The sequence below is a fragment of the Leifsonia sp. genome (genome assembly GCF_051955155.1).
GTDB lineage: Bacteria > Actinomycetota > Actinomycetes > Actinomycetales > Microbacteriaceae > Leifsonia.
On sequence record NZ_JBQCGZ010000088.1, the window covers coordinates 1 to 15,349 of the forward strand.

At 70.5% G+C, this 15,349-nt stretch carries 15 protein-coding genes; 4 read left to right on the forward strand and 11 right to left on the reverse strand.

Features of this window, described 5'->3' with window-relative positions:
* Nucleotides 1-93: 93 nt before the first annotated feature.
* The 6 genes from ACTHMF_RS09290 to ACTHMF_RS09315 all read right to left on the reverse strand — a co-directional run bounded on the left by ACTHMF_RS09290 (nt 94) and on the right by ACTHMF_RS09315 (nt 7,906).
* Entirely contained in the window at nt 94-2,370 is a 2,277-nt protein-coding gene (locus tag ACTHMF_RS09290; RefSeq protein WP_440317205.1) for a glycoside hydrolase family 3 N-terminal domain-containing protein, read from the reverse strand.
* Entirely contained in the window at nt 2,367-3,437 is a 1,071-nt protein-coding gene (locus ACTHMF_RS09295; protein WP_440317206.1) for an ABC transporter permease, read from the reverse strand. The genes ACTHMF_RS09290 and ACTHMF_RS09295 overlap by 4 nt, the downstream gene beginning before the upstream one ends.
* A 2-nt stretch (nt 3,438-3,439) precedes the next feature.
* On the reverse strand, nt 3,440-4,510 hold the full coding sequence (locus tag ACTHMF_RS09300) for an ABC transporter permease (protein WP_440317207.1): 1,071 nt from the start codon (nt 4,508-4,510) through the stop codon (nt 3,440-3,442).
* Nucleotides 4,507-5,319: an ABC transporter ATP-binding protein gene (locus tag ACTHMF_RS09305; protein WP_314146601.1), complete on the reverse strand. Its 813-nt coding sequence runs from the start codon at nt 5,317-5,319 to the stop codon at nt 4,507-4,509. Before ACTHMF_RS09305 ends, ACTHMF_RS09300 begins: the two co-directional genes overlap by 4 nt.
* Complete coding sequence (locus ACTHMF_RS09310) at nt 5,316-6,140, reverse strand: ABC transporter ATP-binding protein (RefSeq protein WP_440317208.1); 825 nt, start codon at nt 6,138-6,140, stop codon at nt 5,316-5,318. Before ACTHMF_RS09310 ends, ACTHMF_RS09305 begins: the two co-directional genes overlap by 4 nt.
* 86 nt (nt 6,141-6,226) lie before the next feature.
* Nucleotides 6,227-7,906 carry an ABC transporter substrate-binding protein gene (locus ACTHMF_RS09315; protein WP_440317209.1) on the reverse strand — a complete coding sequence of 560 codons (1,680 nt, stop codon included), beginning with the start codon at nt 7,904-7,906 and terminating at the stop codon, nt 6,227-6,229.
* A 148-nt stretch (nt 7,907-8,054) separates the two neighbouring features.
* Here ACTHMF_RS09315 and ACTHMF_RS09320 point away from each other — a divergent pair, with 148 nt between their 5' ends.
* Nucleotides 8,055-8,702, forward strand: a complete 648-nt coding sequence (locus ACTHMF_RS09320) for a TetR/AcrR family transcriptional regulator (protein WP_440317210.1) — start codon at nt 8,055-8,057, stop codon at nt 8,700-8,702.
* Nucleotides 8,703-8,732: 30 nt separating this feature from the next.
* Here the strand turns inward: ACTHMF_RS09320 and ACTHMF_RS09325 are convergent, their stop codons facing one another.
* Nucleotides 8,733-9,206, reverse strand: coding sequence for a DUF1772 domain-containing protein (locus ACTHMF_RS09325; protein ID WP_440317211.1), 474 nt, complete (start codon nt 9,204-9,206; stop codon nt 8,733-8,735).
* Nucleotides 9,207-9,270: 64 nt separating this feature from the next.
* Between ACTHMF_RS09325 and ACTHMF_RS09330 the strand changes: the two genes are divergently transcribed.
* The 3 genes from ACTHMF_RS09330 (at nt 9,271) to ACTHMF_RS09340 (ending at nt 11,327) form a co-directional block, all read left to right on the forward strand.
* Nucleotides 9,271-9,828: a TetR/AcrR family transcriptional regulator gene (locus ACTHMF_RS09330; protein ID WP_440317212.1), complete on the forward strand. Its 558-nt coding sequence runs from the start codon at nt 9,271-9,273 to the stop codon at nt 9,826-9,828.
* An 88-nt stretch (nt 9,829-9,916) separates the two neighbouring features.
* The gene (locus ACTHMF_RS09335; protein WP_440317213.1) at nt 9,917-10,663 is read left to right on the forward strand and encodes an SDR family NAD(P)-dependent oxidoreductase; all 747 of its coding nucleotides are present in this window, start codon (nt 9,917-9,919) and stop codon (nt 10,661-10,663) included.
* Between the two features lie 64 nt (nt 10,664-10,727).
* On the forward strand, nt 10,728-11,327 hold the full coding sequence (locus ACTHMF_RS09340; protein ID WP_440317214.1) for a TetR/AcrR family transcriptional regulator: 600 nt from the start codon (nt 10,728-10,730) through the stop codon (nt 11,325-11,327).
* Here the strand turns inward: ACTHMF_RS09340 and ACTHMF_RS09345 are convergent, their stop codons facing one another.
* The 4 genes from ACTHMF_RS09345 to ACTHMF_RS09360 all read right to left on the reverse strand — a co-directional run bounded on the left by ACTHMF_RS09345 (nt 11,328) and on the right by ACTHMF_RS09360 (nt 15,283).
* Nucleotides 11,328-11,810: an SRPBCC family protein gene (locus tag ACTHMF_RS09345; RefSeq protein WP_440317215.1), complete on the reverse strand. Its 483-nt coding sequence runs from the start codon at nt 11,808-11,810 to the stop codon at nt 11,328-11,330.
* Entirely contained in the window at nt 11,807-12,169 is a 363-nt protein-coding gene (locus ACTHMF_RS09350; RefSeq protein WP_440317216.1) for an ArsR/SmtB family transcription factor, read from the reverse strand. Before ACTHMF_RS09350 ends, ACTHMF_RS09345 begins: the two co-directional genes overlap by 4 nt.
* A gap of 61 nt (nt 12,170-12,230) precedes the next feature.
* A complete protein-coding gene (locus tag ACTHMF_RS09355) occupies nt 12,231-13,856 on the reverse strand; it encodes an amidohydrolase (RefSeq protein ID WP_440317217.1) in 1,626 nt (541 codons plus the stop codon).
* On the reverse strand, nt 13,853-15,283 hold the full coding sequence (locus ACTHMF_RS09360) for a purine-cytosine permease family protein (RefSeq protein ID WP_440317218.1): 1,431 nt from the start codon (nt 15,281-15,283) through the stop codon (nt 13,853-13,855). The genes ACTHMF_RS09355 and ACTHMF_RS09360 overlap by 4 nt, the downstream gene beginning before the upstream one ends.
* Nucleotides 15,284-15,349: the final 66 nt, after the last annotated feature.

A 15,349-nucleotide genomic window follows, 5' to 3' on the forward strand; every position in this document is an offset into this window, starting at 1 on the left:
CCCCCGCCCCCCGCCCGCCCAGGCTGCGGGGTTACGCCCCGCGCGCACGGGGGTTGTGGGTGGCGCAACGCCGGACGCGATGGCGGCGGGGCGTCAGGCGACGGTGAAGGGGGCGGCGAGCAGGTCGGCGGAGCGCGAGGAGGGGCCGACGAGGAGCTCGAAGTCGCCCGGCTCCACACGGCGCTCGCCCGCCGCATCCACGATCGTGCACTCGGCGACCGGGAGCGTGAGGCGCACGCGTTCGGACGCGCCGGGCGCGAGGTCCACCTGGCGGTAGCCCTTGAGCTCCCGGTCGGTCCAGCTCACGCTCGTGACGGTGTCGCGGACGTAGAGCTGCACGGTCTCGCGGACCGGGCGGTCGCCGGTGTTGCTCACGGTCACCTCGGCCACCAGCTCGTCGCGGAGGCTCAGCTCGGTGCGCGCGAGCGCGAGGTCCGCGTACTCGACCGTCGTGTACGACAGCCCCTGACCGAACGCCCACACCGGCGCCTGCGTGAGGTCGGCGTAGCGGTCGCCGTGCTGGCCGCGGATCTGGTTGTAGTACGTCGGCTGCTGGCCGACGTGCCGCGCGAACGAGATCGGCAGCCGGCCGGAGGGCTCGATGGCGCCCGTGATCAGCTCGGCCAGCGCCTGGCCGCCGCGCATCCCCGGGTTGGCCGCCCAGATCACCGCGGCGGCCCGCGCGGTGGAGGCGGGCAGCACCAGCGGCTTGGACGCGAGCAGCACGACGACCACCGGCTTCCCGGTCGCGATCAGCGCGTCGAGCAGCGCGTTCTGGCCGCCGATCAGCTCCAGCGTCGCCGTGGAACGGCCCTCGCCGATGAGCTCGATCCGGTCGCCGACGACGGCCACGACCACGTCCGAGGCCGACGCGGCCGCGACCGCCTCGGCGATCAGCTCCGCGTCCGGCGGGCACGGCACCACCAGCGGCGGCCGCGGCTGCCCGTCCGGGAACGTGCTGCCGCGCGGGTCCTCCTCGAGCGTGAGGATGTCGGCGCCACGGGCGTAGCTGACCCGCACCCCGTCGACGGCCTCCAGGCCGTCGCGCACCGTGCTGATCATCTCGCGCGGCTGGCCGTCCAGCCAGCCGGCCTGACCGGAGCCGCCCGCCCAGTCGCCGAGCTGGGTCTGCGCGTCGTCCGCGAGCGGACCGACGAGCGCGACCCGGACCGGGGCGTCCGGTGCGCCCGCCGCGAGCGGCAGCGTCCCGTCGTTCTCCAGCAGGACGAGCGAGCGGCGGGCCGCCTCCAGGTTCAGCGCGGCGTGCTCGGGGCTGCCGACCACCGCGTCCAGGTCCGCGCCGGGCAGGCGCGGGTCCTCGAACAGCCCGAGGTCGAACTTGAGGGTCAGGATGCGCGCGACCGCGGCGTCGAAGGCGTCCTCCGCGAGCAGGCCGGAGGCCACCGCCTCCAGCGCGCCCTCGAAGAACAGCGGCGTCGTCATGACCATGTCGTTCCCGGCCGTCACCGCCGCGGTGGCGGCGTGCGCGTAGTCGGGCTGCACCTTCTGCTCCCACACCATCCGGCCCACGTTGTCCCAGTCGGTGATGAGCGTCCCGGTGTACCCCCACTCGCCGCGCAGCACCTCGCTGAGCAGCCAGTCGTTGACCGTGATCGGCACGCCGTCCGTGCTCTGGTAGCCGAGCATGAACGTGCGGCAGCCCTCGCGGGCGACACGCTCGAACGGCGGCAGGAACCAGCTGCGCAGCTTGCGCCGGGAGATGTCGGCCTCGCTCGCGTCCCGGCCGCCCTGTGTCTCCGAGTAGCCGGCGAAGTGCTTGGCCGTCGCGAGGATCGCGGTCGGGTCGTCGAGGCCGTCGCCCTGGTAGCCGCGGACCATCGCGCTCGCGAGCTCCCCGATCAGGAACGGGTCCTCGCCGAACGTCTCGCTGACCCGGCCCCAGCGCAGGTCGCGCGCGATGCAGAGCACGGGCGAGAACGTCCAGTGCACTCCGGTGACGGCGACCTCCTCCGCGGTGGCCCGCGCGACGCGCTCGAGCAGCTCCGCGTCCCAGGACGCCGCCATGCCGAGCTGGGTCGGGTAGATCGTGGCGCCCGGCCAGAACGAGTGGCCGTGGATGCAGTCCTCGCCCACCAGCAGCGGGATGCGCAGCCGGGTCTCCGCGGTCAGCCGGTTCGCCTCCAGGATGCGCTCCGGGGAGGTGTGCAGGATCGAGCCGACGTGACGCCGCAGCACGTGGTCGCGCAGGTCGTCCCGCGCGTCCAGCTGCAGCATCTGGCCGATCTTCTCCTCCACGGTCATGCGGCCGAGGAGGTCGGCGACGCGCTCCGGCGTGGTCAGGGTCGGGTCTCGGAAGGGAAGGGGTGCTCCGTCCGGGCGGACGGCCTGCGTCGGCAGGGTCGACGTCATTCGGCGGTGCCTTCCGACGAGCGGACCTGGGTGACGGTGGCGTTGATGTTCATGCCCTTCTTCTTCATGGCGCGGGCGCGCTCGCCTGCGGAGCGCAGGCGCGGGTTGACGTACTCGTCGATGCCGAAGTTGACAAGGGACAGCGCGACGCCGAGCAGGGCGATGCAGAGACCGGCCGGCACGTACCACCACCAGTAGTCGGGGAACGCGTTGTTCTGCTGCGCCCAGAACAGGATGGTGCCCCAGTTCAGGTTGGACACCGGGATGACGCCGATGAAGGCCAGCGTCGTCAGTCCCAGCACGGCGGCGGTCATGGTCCCGACGAAGCTCGAGGCGATGATCGCCATCAGGTTCGGCAGCATCTCGACGAGGATGATGCGGTGCAGCGGCTCGCCGTTGGCGCGCGCCGCCTGGATGAAGTCGCGGTTGCGCAGCGACATCGTCTGGGCGCGCAGCACGCGCGCGCCCCACGCCCAGCCGGTCAGGCCGAGCACGCCCGCGATGAGCCACAGCGGCGGGTCCTCGAACTGCGAGGCGACGATGATCATCAGCGGCAGGGCGGGGAGGACGAGGAACACGTTCGACAGCGCGGACAGCGACTCGCTCTTCCAGCCGCGCAGGTAGCCGGCGGTCACACCGACGGCGACCGCGACGATGGTCGCCATGATCGTGGCGAGGAACCCGACGACGAGCACGCCGCGGGTGCCGTAGACAAGCTGGGCGAAGACGTCCTGCCCGATGTGGGTCGTGCCGAGCAGGTGCTCCCACGACGGCGGCTGCAGGGTCGCGTCGAGGTGCTGCGCGTTCGGGTCGCCGGGGGCGATCAGCGGGGCGAAGATCGCGACGAGCACGAACACGCCCATGATGATCAGGCCGGTCGCCGACTTCGGGTTGCTGAACATCGCGAGCGACGCGCGCAGCTGCGAGAGGAAGGTGACCTTGGCAACGGGACGCGCGGGCCGTGTCGCCAGCAGCGCGGCCGTCTCGGGAACGCCGACACCGGCGGCGGGAGCCGGATCCGGGGCCGTCAGGTTCTCGGTCGATGGGTCGGGGGAAACGCGGGTCATGATCAGGCCTCCGTCTGCCGGGTGCGCGGGTCGAGGATGGCGTAGGCGATGTCCGCCAGGATGTTCGCCACCAGCACGGCCAGGACGAGCACGAGGAAGATGCCCTGCATCAGCGCGTAGTCCTTCGCGTTGGTGGCGTTGAGCAGCAGCAGGCCGATGCCCGGGTAGGAGAACACCATCTCCATCACGAGGGTGCCGCCGACGATGAAGCCGAGCGCGAGCGCGAAGCTCTGGATCTGCGGGAGCACCGCGTTGCGGGCGGCGTAGCGCCACAGCACCCGCCGGTTGGGCATGCCCTTGGCCTGCGCGACCGTGATGTAGTCCTCGTCGAGGACCGTGAGCATCATGTTCCGCATCCCGAGCACCCAGCCGCCGAGCGAGACCACCACGATGGTGGCCACCGGCAGCACGGCGTGCGAGACGACCTGCGAGATGAACTCCGCGTTCCAGCCCGGCTCGACGCCGACCTCGTACGCGTGCCCGGCGGGGAACCAGCCGAGCGTCGTCGAGAAGACGGCGATGAAGATGAGCCCGAGCCAGAAGTACGGGATGGTGCCGAGGAACGTGGTCACCGGGACGAACGCGTCCAGCCGGCTGCCGCGCCGCCAGCCGATGATGGCGCCGAGGCCGGTCCCGATCGCGAACGAGATGATCGTCGCGACGCCGACGAGGCCGAGCGTCCACGGCAGGGCGGAGGCGATCGCCTCCCCCACCGGCGCCATGCCGGTGGAGATCGAGACACCGAGGTTGCCGTGCAGCAGCATGTTCCAGTAGTCGAGGTACTGCTGCCAGAGCGGGACGGACGTGTCCAGGCCGAACATCGCCCGCAGCGCCTTCTCGGCGTCCGGGGTCAGCTGGCCCTGGCTCCGCGCCATGAACGAGGTGACGGCGTCGCCCTTCATCATGCGCGGCAGGAAGAAGTTGACCGTGATGGCCGCCCACAGCGTGAACAGGTAGAACGCGGCCCGTCCGCCGATGAAGCGCCACGGGACGCGCGGGCCGCCGCGCTCCGTGCGGGCGGCCGTGGTGCCGACGAGCGTCGGGTCGATCGAGGTCTGCGAATCCGCGCTCACCGCGCACCTCCCGAGGTCTGTGCCGACAGTTCCCGGAAGTGCTTCTCGGGGTCGGGCGAAGCGGCGCGCAGTTCGCGCGTGTAGGGGTCCTGGGGGTTCAGGATGACGTCGTCCGCCGGTCCGCGCTCGACGACGCTGCCCTGGTTGAGCACCATGATCTCGTCGCTGAAGTGGCGGGCCGTCGCGAGGTCGTGGGTGATGTACAGCACGCCGAGTCCCTCCTCCCGCTGCAGGTCGGCGAGGAGGTTGAGCACACCGAGCCGGATCGAGACGTCCAGCATGGACACCGGCTCGTCCGCGACCAGGAGCGCCGGGCGCGATGCCAGTGCGCGCGCGATCGCGACCCGTTGCCGCTGGCCTCCCGAGAGCTCGTGCGGACGGCGGTCGATCACCGCGTCCGCGTCCAGGCGCACCCGGAGCAGCAGCCTGCGCACCTCGTCGTCGACCTGCGTGCGCGGCACGACCTTGTCCAGGCGCAGCGGGCGCTCGATGTGGTGGCGGATGGAGTGGTACGGGTTCAGCGACGCGAACGGGTCCTGGAACACCATCCGCAGCTGCTGGCGGTACGTCCGCAGCTGCTTACCGGAGCGCGGGATGGGCTCGCCGTCGAGCAGCACCTCTCCGCTCGTCGGCGTCTCCAGCTGGGTGAGGATCTTCGCGATCGTGGACTTGCCGCTGCCGGACTGGCCGACGAGACCGATCGTCCGGTGCGAGGTGAGCGTGAAGCTGACGTCGTCGAGGGCCTTGAGCTGGCCGGCCCCGCGGACGTTGTAGATCTTGGTCACGTTCCTGAACTCGAGCGTCGTCATCGCGCGACCACTCCTCTCTCTCCGGTCAGCCGCGGGAACGAGGCGAGGAGCTTGCGCGTGTACTCGTGCTGCGGGTCGTCCCAGATCTGCTGGGCCGTCGCCAGTTCGACGATCTCGCCCTCGCGCATGATCGCGATGCGGTCGCTGTTGTGCAGGCGCAGGGGCAGGTGGTGGGTGGTGAAGACCACTGAGAAGCCGAACTCGTGGCGCAGCTGCGAGATCTGCTTGAGGATCTCGCGCTGCACCAGGACGTCGAGCGCCGTCGTCGGCTCGTCCATCACCATGAGCTGGGGGCGGAGGGCGAGCGCCATCGCGATCATGACGCGCTGCCGCATCCCGCCGGAGAGCTCGTGCGGGTAGGAGCGGGCGCGCTGGCCGCCGACCTTGACGATCTCCAGCAGCTCGACCACTGCCGCCTTGCGCTCGGCGCGGCCGAGCTCCGGCCGGTGCACCTGGAAGACGTCGTCGAGCTGGGAGCCGATGGTGGCCACCGGGTTGAGCGCGTTCATCGCGCCCTGGAAGACCATCGAGACCTTGTCCCAGCGGAAGCGGCGCATCTGCTCCACGTCGAGGGAGTTGATGTCGATGTCGTCGCCGTCCTTGTCGTGGAAGACGACGTCGCCGCTCGTGATGACGGCGGGCGGCCGCAGCAGCCGCTGGATGCCGTAGGCGAGGGTGGTCTTTCCGCAGCCGCTCTCGCCGGCCAGGCCGACGATCTCGCCGCGTTCGATGTCGATGGTGACGTTCTTGACCGCCGCGACCGGCGGGTCGACGTCGTACACGACCGAGAAGTCGCGCACAGAGAGAAGGGAGTCTGTCATGGTTCGTCGCTTTCCGTGTCCCGCGAAGCGTCCGGGACGCACTCCGGCCTGCGGCCGTCGTCCGTCCCGGACGGGTGGGGCGATGACTACTTCGCGGGCTTCAGGTTCATCAGCACCTGGACGGCCGACGGCTGGGTCGGGTCCGCGGTCGCGTACTGGTCGCTCTCGCTCGGCCACCCGGTGTAGCTGCGGGTGTTGTACTGGCCGAGCTGCGGGTGCGTGCCGATCGGGATGGCAGGGACGTCGTCCACGAAGATCTTCTGGATCTTGTTGAGGGCCGCCGTGCGGGCCGCCTCGTCGGACGCCTGCGCGTACTCCTTGAGCAGGGCGGTCGCCTCCGGGTTGTTGTAGCGGCCGAAGTTGTCGGCCACCTTGCCGCCGGACGCCTGGTCGAGGTAGGCGCCGTTCATGGTGTCGTCGTAGATGTGCCACGGGTTGGAGCCGGAGCCGGTCCAGTGCAGCACGGCGTCGAAGTTGCCGGTGGCCACGTTGGTGGTCCAGGTGTCGGCGTCGGGCGTCGCGACCTTGGCGTCGGCGCCGAGCGTGCTCTTGACCTGGGTGGCGACCAGCTGGATGCCGGTCACGTAGTCGTTCCAGCCCTGCGGGTCCTGCAGGGTGAAGGAGACGGGCTTGCCGGACGGGTCGATCAGCGCGCCGCTCTTCCAGGTGTAGCCCGCGTCGCTGAGGACCTTCTTGGCTCCGTCGACGTCGATGGAGAAGTTCTTGTCCTTGTACTCCGGGGCGATGTACTGGTCACCGGTGGGCTGCGGGATGCCCGTGACGTTGGTCAGCTCGGGGCCGGCGTTGCCGCGCGCCTTCTCGGCGTGGGCCTTGCGGCCGATGACCATGTTGACGGCCTTGCGGAACGCCACATCGTTGAACGGCGCCTTGGTCGTGTTGACCAGGATCATGTCCGGGCTCAGCACGTTCGCGCCCCAGAAGACGTTGTGCTTCGGGTCCTTGTCGACGTAGTTCTTCTGGTAGTCCGTGATGAAGATCTGCGCCCAGTCGGCCTCGCCGTTCTGCAGCGCGCGCAGCAGGCCGGTGTTGTCGTTGTACTCGAGGTACTTCAGCTCGGGGACGGGGACGGTGCCGCCCCAGTAGTCCTTGCGCGCGGTGAGCACGACGCCCTGCGACGAGAAGCTCTTGATCGTGTACGGGCCGGTGCCGACCTCGTCCTTGACCGGGTCCTTCGTCGGGTCCGCGATGTCCTTCCACTGGTGCTCGGGGACGATCGAGGTCTGGAGCACGTCGCCCTGCTTGACGTACTTCGACTCCGTGAAGGTCAGCACGACGTTGTCGCCGTCCTTCTTGGCGTCGGCGAGCTTCAGGCCCGCGAGGTCGAGCGCGGGGGTCTTCTTGATGAGGTTGAAGGTGAAGACGATGTCGTCCGCCGTGAACGGCTTGCCATCGCTCCACTTCACGCCGGAGCGCGGCGTGACGGTGAGCTGGGTGTAGTCGGCGTTCCACTGGACCTTCGACGCGAGCCACGGGGTGGTCTCGTTCTTGCCGACCGGGTTCACGATCGCGAGCGGCTCGAAGATCATCCGGTCGTAGCCGAGCGACATGCCGGAGCCGGTCGCGATGAACGGGTTGTTGATCTCGGTGGCGAGGACGGCCGAGCCGTCCGGCTTCGCTACGGTGAGCGACTTACCCCCGCCGGACGCCTTCGCTCCGCCGGAGTCGTTGGACGAGCATCCCGTCAGCGCCAGGGCGCCGAGAGCGACGATCGCCGCGCCCGTGATCGCGTATTTCCTAAGCCTCATTGCTTCTCCTTTGTGACCGCACATTCGTTGTGCCAGTGGTGCAGGGTGTCGGCTGAACCTAACTTGCTTACTGGTCAGAAAGCAAGTTGGAGAGAGGTTACCCAGTGCTAAGCTGCCCCGCAAGCACCACGAACGAAGGACGCCCTGGATGGCCACGACCAGCGGCAGCGCCAACCCCCGCCCGGAGACTGAGCGCAAGCGCAAGGACATCCTTCGTGCTGCCATCGAGATCTTCGGCACGAAGGGCTCCACGAACGGCACCCTGGCGGACATCGCGGAGCAGGTCGGGATGACCCACGCCGGCGTGCTGCACCACTTCGGGTCGAAGCAGAAGCTGCTCCTGGAGGTGCTGGAGTTCCGCGACCAGGACGACGTCGCGCACCTCGCAGACCGGCACATCCCTGGCGGTCCCGACCTGTTCATGCACCTGGTGCGGACGATGATCCGGAACGCGACGCGCCCGGGGATCGTGCAGGTCTACACCGTGCTCTCTGCGGAGTCCGTGACCGAGGAGCACCCGGCGAAGGAGTTCTTCCAGGAGCGCTACCGCGTGCTGCGCGGCGAGGTGGACGAAGCGTTCCGCGAGCTCTGCGCGCAGGAGGATGTGACCGATCCCGTGGCGATCGACAAGGCCTCCGCGGCCATCCTCGCCGTGATGGACGGCCTCCAGCTGCAGTGGCTGCTCGACCCGACCGCGATCGACCTGGCCGCGGCGAGCGAGTTCGGCATCCAGGCGATCGTGAACAGCGTGCTGAAGCCGGGGCCGGAGCTGTCGACGTACGTGCGCGAGGGCTGAGCGCCCGGACGCCGCAGCGGCGCGCCCGCCTCACACCAGGAACAGCGTCGCGCAGAGCAGGGCGATCGCGAGGCCGAGCAGGATGGCACGCGGGACGATGATCGACTCCCAGCGGTCCTGAAGGGCGCGCGCGTCCGAGGGGGCCTCGCCCGCGTCCGCGGCGGCCGTCAGCACGGCGTTGATGGGCTTGGCGATCGTGGCGAAGAGCGCCAGCCAGATCAGGAGGAGCACAAGCCCGGCGGCAGCGAGCGTCCCCGCCAGCGGCGAGACGCCGACGAAGGCGAGCACGACGGTCGCCGCCGTCGCGATCGTCCCGCCGATGCCGATCACGGGGAAGCGGCGGTCGCCGTAGAAGTGACCGCGGCCGACCACGCGGACCATGGTGCGGTCGTCGAGCTCCCGGTAGACCGCGCGCTGCACGACAGCGACGCTCATGTCGGTTCCGAAGATGACGGCGAGGCTGAGGATGGCGAGGGTCGCGCTGATGGCAATGGCGATGGGCATGGTGTCTCCGATTCGATTGATAGGTGTTAGCGGCGCTAACTGTTAGCGGTGCTAATGTAGCCGCATGCCCAGGTCCGCGCAAGACTCCGAACGATTCCGCGAGCGCGAGACGCGGATCGTCCGCACAACGAGGGAGATCGCAGAGCGCGAGGGCTGGCCCGCCGTCACCGTCCGCCGTCTCGCCGACGAGATCGGGGTCAGCCAGCCGATCCTGTACCGCCACTTCCCCGGCGGCCGGGAGGACATCGTCGGCCGGGTCGTCGTCGACGGATACACGGAACTCGCGGCGGCGATGGATGCCGGCACCGGGAGCACGGATGCCCTGCCGGCGCTGGTGGCCGCCTACCTCGACTTCGCCCGCGAGCATCCCGCCGTGTACGAGGCGATGGCGTCGGCGCGCAGCAGCATCGCATTCGCCTCCGACGACACTCCGGCCGCGCTCCGCCGCGGCTTCGAGCTGCTCGAGCAGGCGGTCGGCGGCGCGGACGCGAGGGAGCGCGCGGTGCGCGCCGAGCTGCTCTGGAGCACTCTGCACGGCATCAGCCAGCTCGCGGCGCACGGCCGCCTGGATGCAGCACTCGACGACGCGCGCGCGGACGCCGTCGCGCGCCTGTTCTCATAACTTACCAATCGGTACATATTTGCATTCTCGACTCCACGGGTCTATCTTCTTTTTGTACTGACCGATACAGATTAGGGAGATGGCAGTCATGGGAGAGCTTCAGGACACGACGGCGCTGGTCACAGGCGGGACGTCCGGGATCGGCCTCGCGGTCGCACGGCGATTCGCCGCGGAGGGCGCGCACGTCATCGTGACGGGCCGCAACCGCGACAGGCTCGACGCGGTCGCCGCAGAGCTGGGCGACGCGGTGACGACCGTAGCCGCGGACGTCTCGTCGCTGGACGAGCTGGACGCGCTGTTCGCGGTGGTCGCCGAGCGCGGCCGGGGACTGGACGTGGTCTTCGCGAACGCGGGAGGCGGCGAGTTCGCCGCGCTCGAGGACATCAGCTGGGAGCACTTCGCCTCGACCTTCGAGTCGAACGTCGGCGGGACCGTGTTCACCGTCCAGAAGGCGCTGCCGTACCTGCACAGCGGGTCCTCGGTGATCCTCACCGGATCCAACATCGACGTGAAGGGCAGCCCGTCGTTCAGCGTGTACGCGGCGTCCAAGGCGGCCATCCGCAGCTTCGTGCGCAGCTGGGCGGCGGAGCTCGTCGGCCGCGGCATCCGGGTGAACGCGATCGCACCGGGACCCATCGCGACGCCGGGACTGAGCGCTCTCGCCACCCCGGAGCAGGCGGAGGCGCTGCTCGACGGGCTCGCCGCAGGCGTCCCGATGAAGCGGCTCGGCTCGCCTGAGGAGATCGCCGAGGCGGTGCTGTACCTCGCGTCCGACCGAAGCTCGTACGTCACCGGGTCGGAGCTGTACATCGACGGCGGGGCCAGCCAGATCTGAGCCGGCGCGGCCGCGGGTGGCGTATTGTGTTCCGATCGGTATGCAATCGACGGAGGGACGAGCGATGAGCGCGACCCGCGGCAGGCCCCGCGCGTTCGACCTCGACGCGGCGCTGGATGCGGCGATCGAGGTGTTCTGGCGGCAGGGCTACGAGGGCACCAGCCTCGCCGATCTGACGAACGCGATGGGCATCAACCGGCCGAGCCTCTACAACGCCTTCGGCAACAAGGAGGACACCTTCAAGCTCGCGGTCGACCGCTACGCGCGCGTCGACATGGCCTACGTCGACGCGGCACTCGCGGCGCCGACGGCCTTCGAGGTGGCCGAGCGCTACCTGCACGACAACGCCGAGGCGGTCACGACGCAGGGTCGCCCGCCCGGCTGCCTGTCGATCCAGGGCGGCCTGAGCGCCTCCCCCGAGGACGACAGGGTCGTTCAGTACCTGGCCGAACGACGCGCGCTCGGCGAGGCCCGGTTCGCCGAGCGCTTCGCGCGCGCGATCGCCGAGGGCGACCTCGACGCCGCGGAGGACCCGGCAGAGCTCGCCAAGTACGTCAACACCGTCTCCGCCGGGCTGGCCGTGCAGGCCGCGGGCGGCGCCACGCGCGCGGAACTGCTGCGCGTCGTCTCGCGCGCCCTGCGCGCGTTCCCCGGCGCGCGCTAGTCAGCCGGCGAGGATCGCGTCCACCTGGGTGAGCGCCTGGATCATGCCCTCCTCCTGGCCCATCGCGAGCAGCTCGTCCATCTGCTCGACGCTCGCGAACCGGGAGAGGATCGTCATCCGGGTCCGCCCGTGGCGCTCGGCGAAGGTCGCCGTCATGCGTCCCGCCTCGCCGGTGGCCGGCGCGCCGCCCTCCTCGGCGAAGCCGTCGTCCACCACGATCCTGCTGGTCGGCTCGATCTCGATGAACCGCCACCAGCCCCAGGCCTTCGAACCGTCCGGGATGGCCATGTAGTAGGTCGCGCGTCCACCCGGCTCGAACTCGAACACCTCGAACGTCGACGGGTAGCCGGGAGGCCCCCACCAGCGCTCCAGCTGGCGCGGGTCGGACCAGAGCTGCCAGACCCGCTCGCGCGGCGCCTCGTACTCGGTCACGATCGTGAGCGTCAGGGCGTCGGCGTCCTTTGTCGATTCGATGAAGGTCATCGGCCGTTCCTCTCGTCGGTGTGGCCGGCGTCCTCGGCGAGGATGCCGTCGATCGCGAGATCGCGGCGCCGCCAGATCGCCTCGAACCCGTCCAGCAGCCGGGAAGCCCTGCGGATGGTCTCGGGATCCCCGCTGACCACTCGCTCGCGGCCCCGCGCGGTCTTGGTGACCAGCCCGGCTCGCTCGAGCACGGCCACGTGCTTCTGCACGGCGGCGAAGCTCATGTCGTAGCGGGCCGCCAGCTCGCTCACGGAGTGCTCCGCGCTCAGCGAGCGCGCGACGATGTCGCGCCGGGTCGCATCCGCCAGCGCCTGGAAGATGCGATCGACTTCTGCGTCCGCGAGCTCTCGTACAACCATTGGGTTGTAGGTTAGCGACGGAGGTGGCGCAGCGCAAGAGGGCCGCAGCGCCCACCCCGCGCTACGCCCGGTAGACGGTCCGCCCCGCGACGATCGTCCGGACGACACCGGCGCGCAGCAGCGATGACGGCCCCTCGGCGAACACGTCGGTGTCCAGCACCACCAGGTCCGCCGCGTGCCCCGGTGCGATCCGGCCGCGCCACCCGCCATCCCCGACGGAGGCGGCGGCGTCCCTGGTCGCGTGGGCGATCGCGCGCTCCAGGGGCAGGGCGTACTGCGGCTGCACAGCGGCCACCGACGGCACCAGGGCGGACGCCCGCGTCGCCGCGACGTACATGTTCGCCAGGGCCGCGTGCGGAGCGGTCGGCGAGTCGGTCGAGAACGCGATCAGCGCGCCCGCGTCCTCGTACTCCGGCCACGGGAAGGCGCGGTCGACCCGGTCGTCGCCGAGCATCTGCACCCAGTTGTCGAAGATCGCGGGGTCGGAGTGCACCGGCTGCATCGACGCCGTGACGCCGAGCCGCGCCATCCGCTCGGCCGTTCCGGGCGCCGCGTACTCCAGGTGCTCGATCCGGTGCCGGCGCGGGCGCTCGCCGTTCTCGGCCACCGCGCGCTCCAGCGCGTCCAGCGCGATCTCGCTGGCGTAGTCCCCGATCGCGTGCTGGGCGATCTGCAGGCCGGCGGCGTCGGCGGCGATCACCACCGGCGTCAGGCGCTCCAGCGGCCAGATCGGGTCGGCGTTGCTGCCGTCCGCGTACGGCAGGCGCATCGCGGCCGTGCACGCGTCGATCACGCCGTCCAGGATCAGCTTGATGCCGACGACCCGGAGCCACGGCGTCGCCGGCTCCGCCGCGATGCGCGCGGCCTCCGCCACCTGCGCCAGGTTCTGCGCATCGTCGCCGGTGTTGTTCACGAGCCAGTGCGCGGCGATCCGGATCGGCAGCTCGCCGCCGCGGCGCTCCTGCGCCCGGCGGAGCGCCGCCAGGCCGTACTCGTCCATCGCCATGTCGACCGCGCCGGTCACTCCCGCCGCCGCGTACGCCGCGAGCGTCCTCTCCACCTCGGCGTCCCGGTCCGCGTCCGTCGTCGCCGCGTCCCGCTGCGCCCAGGCGTACCGGGTCGCGGCGGTCTCCAGCAGCAGCCCGGTCGGCTCGCCGTCGGCGTCGCGCACGATCTCGCCGCCGATCGGGTCGGGCGTGTCCCTGGTGATGCCGAGCTCGGCGAGCGCCGCCGTGTTCAGCCAGCACGAGTGGTAGTCGTTCGCGTCCAGGTACACCGGGATGTCCGCGACCGCCTCGTCGATCATCGCGGCGGTGGGCGCTCCCCCCGGCACGGCGTCGAACAGCCAGCCGCGGCCGCGCAGCACGACGGCGTCGGGGTCGGCGGCCCTGGCCTCGCGCAGCAGGGCCTGGATGCCCTCGAGGTCGCGGGCGCCGGTCAGGTAGACCTGGCCGAGCGCGGCCCCCATCATCAGCAGGTGCGTGTGCGCGTCGGTGAACCCCGGCAGGACGAGGCGGCCGTCGAGGTCGACGACCCGCTCGGCGGCCGGCGCATCGGCGGCGCCGCCGACCCAGGAGATGCGCTCGCCGGTCACCGCGACGGCGTCGGCCCAGGCGGCGGCGGGATCGGCGTCCGCGGTGAAGACGCGGGCGTTGCAGTACAGGGTGGTCGCGGCGGGGTCGGTCACAGCCGTCCCTCCTTCCCGAGCCGGGCGCGGCTCAACAGGGCGTACACGGTGGCGGCGACGATCATCCCGAGCGGCACCGAGAGGTCGACGTGCCCGATCGCCTGGCCGAGCGGGCCGGTCCAGACGTCGGTCGACAGGCAGAGGGCCGTGACCAGACCGCCGAGGACCAGCGCGGCGATGCCGGGGATGCTCCATCCCGCCGAGTACCAGAACGGGCCGCCGCGGCGGGTGTCGAACAGGGCGTCGCTGTCGTAGATGTAGCGGCGACGCAGCACGTCGACCACGAAGATCGCCATCGCGGGACCGGAGACGATCACCAGGAACTGCAGCATCAGGTTCGCCGCCTGCAGCAGGCTGGACGAGAGCACCAGGTAGATGGTCAGCGCGGTGCCGACCACGCCCACGATGATCGCCGCCGGGATGCGCTTGAGCCGGAACCCGATGGCCTGCAGCGCCATGCTCGATGTGTAGGTGGTCATCGCGTTCAGCGCGATGGTGTTGAGCACGACGCCGATCACGAGCACAGGGCCGAGCCACTGCGGCAGCAGGTCGAACAGGGCGACGTCGATCCCGGCGTCGAAGGCGCCCGCCTTCAGCCCCGTGGCCAGCAGGACCCCGACCGTGGTGAACACCACGAAGGGCAGCGCGCCGCCCAGGGCGGTGGCGGCGGCGATGTTCCTGGGCCGCGTGCTGCGGGGCAGGTAGCGCGCGATGTCCGGGCTGTTGATGAACGACAGCGGCGTGGACGCGAGGATCGTGAAGCCGATCGAGAGCGCCGACCACAGCTCGACGCCGCCGAGCGGTGCGGGCGAGGTGTACTGCCAGTCCACCGTCGGCAGGATGAACGCCGAGACCGCGATGAAGATCACGAACAGCGCGATGGCCAGGATCGGGTAGATGCGCAGGATGAGCCCGTGTCCGAAGATCGCCACGACGATGGTCACGGCCGACACCACGATGGTCACGCCGATCGGCACCCACACCGGGTCGTCGAGGCCGACCCGCCGGAGCAGGTCGGCGCCCATGAACGACGACGCGAGCCAGGTCAGCGAGAGGAAGACGGCGCCGATGAACCAGCCGACGAAGGCCACGAAGAGCTTGTTGCCGAGGATGCCGTACATCGCGCGCGTCACGACCGACCCCGAGGTTCCGGCCGCCGGGCCGCTCGCCGCGATCAGGCCGGGGAAGACCCACAGCAGCGCGGCCGCGATGATGACCGCGACCGCCTGCCAGATCTCGAGCCCCAGCAGGATGAGCGTCGCGCCGATCGTGAAGTTCAGGATGCTGACGCCCGGCGCGGCCCAGACGAAGAACAGATCGCGCGCCCGCCCGTGCCGCTCGGCGTCGCCGATGGCCTCGATCCCGCGCGTCTCGGGTTGCGTGGAGGCGTCGACGAACTGCTCCTCGCGGGCGTGTGTTGCGGACATGGATGCCTCTTTCCTGACCGAGCATCGTTGCTGTTGGTCATGTGCCCAATAAGCTGTTGGTCAGTC

Excerpts from the sequence above, each read along its gene's own strand:
- ACTHMF_RS09325 (WP_440317211.1), bottom strand. The coding sequence starts at position 9,206 with ATGCCCATCGCCATTGCCATCAGCGCGACCCTCGCCATCCTCAGCCTC.
- ACTHMF_RS09290 (WP_440317205.1), bottom strand. The coding sequence starts at position 2,370 with ATGACGTCGACCCTGCCGACGCAGGCCGTCCGCCCGGACGGAGCACCC.
- ACTHMF_RS09335 (WP_440317213.1), top strand. The coding sequence starts at position 9,917 with ATGGGAGAGCTTCAGGACACGACGGCGCTGGTCACAGGCGGGACGTCC.
- ACTHMF_RS09345 (WP_440317215.1), bottom strand. The coding sequence starts at position 11,810 with ATGACCTTCATCGAATCGACAAAGGACGCCGACGCCCTGACGCTCACG.
- ACTHMF_RS09315 (WP_440317209.1), bottom strand. The coding sequence starts at position 7,906 with ATGAGGCTTAGGAAATACGCGATCACGGGCGCGGCGATCGTCGCTCTC.
- ACTHMF_RS09360 (WP_440317218.1), bottom strand. The coding sequence starts at position 15,283 with ATGTCCGCAACACACGCCCGCGAGGAGCAGTTCGTCGACGCCTCCACG.
- ACTHMF_RS09330 (WP_440317212.1), top strand. The coding sequence starts at position 9,271 with ATGCCCAGGTCCGCGCAAGACTCCGAACGATTCCGCGAGCGCGAGACG.
- ACTHMF_RS09295 (WP_440317206.1), bottom strand. The coding sequence starts at position 3,437 with ATGACCCGCGTTTCCCCCGACCCATCGACCGAGAACCTGACGGCCCCG.
- ACTHMF_RS09350 (WP_440317216.1), bottom strand. The coding sequence starts at position 12,169 with ATGGTTGTACGAGAGCTCGCGGACGCAGAAGTCGATCGCATCTTCCAG.
- ACTHMF_RS09305 (WP_314146601.1), bottom strand. The coding sequence starts at position 5,319 with ATGACGACGCTCGAGTTCAGGAACGTGACCAAGATCTACAACGTCCGC.
- ACTHMF_RS09320 (WP_440317210.1), top strand. The coding sequence starts at position 8,055 with ATGGCCACGACCAGCGGCAGCGCCAACCCCCGCCCGGAGACTGAGCGC.
- ACTHMF_RS09340 (WP_440317214.1), top strand. The coding sequence starts at position 10,728 with ATGAGCGCGACCCGCGGCAGGCCCCGCGCGTTCGACCTCGACGCGGCG.
- ACTHMF_RS09310 (WP_440317208.1), bottom strand. The coding sequence starts at position 6,140 with ATGACAGACTCCCTTCTCTCTGTGCGCGACTTCTCGGTCGTGTACGAC.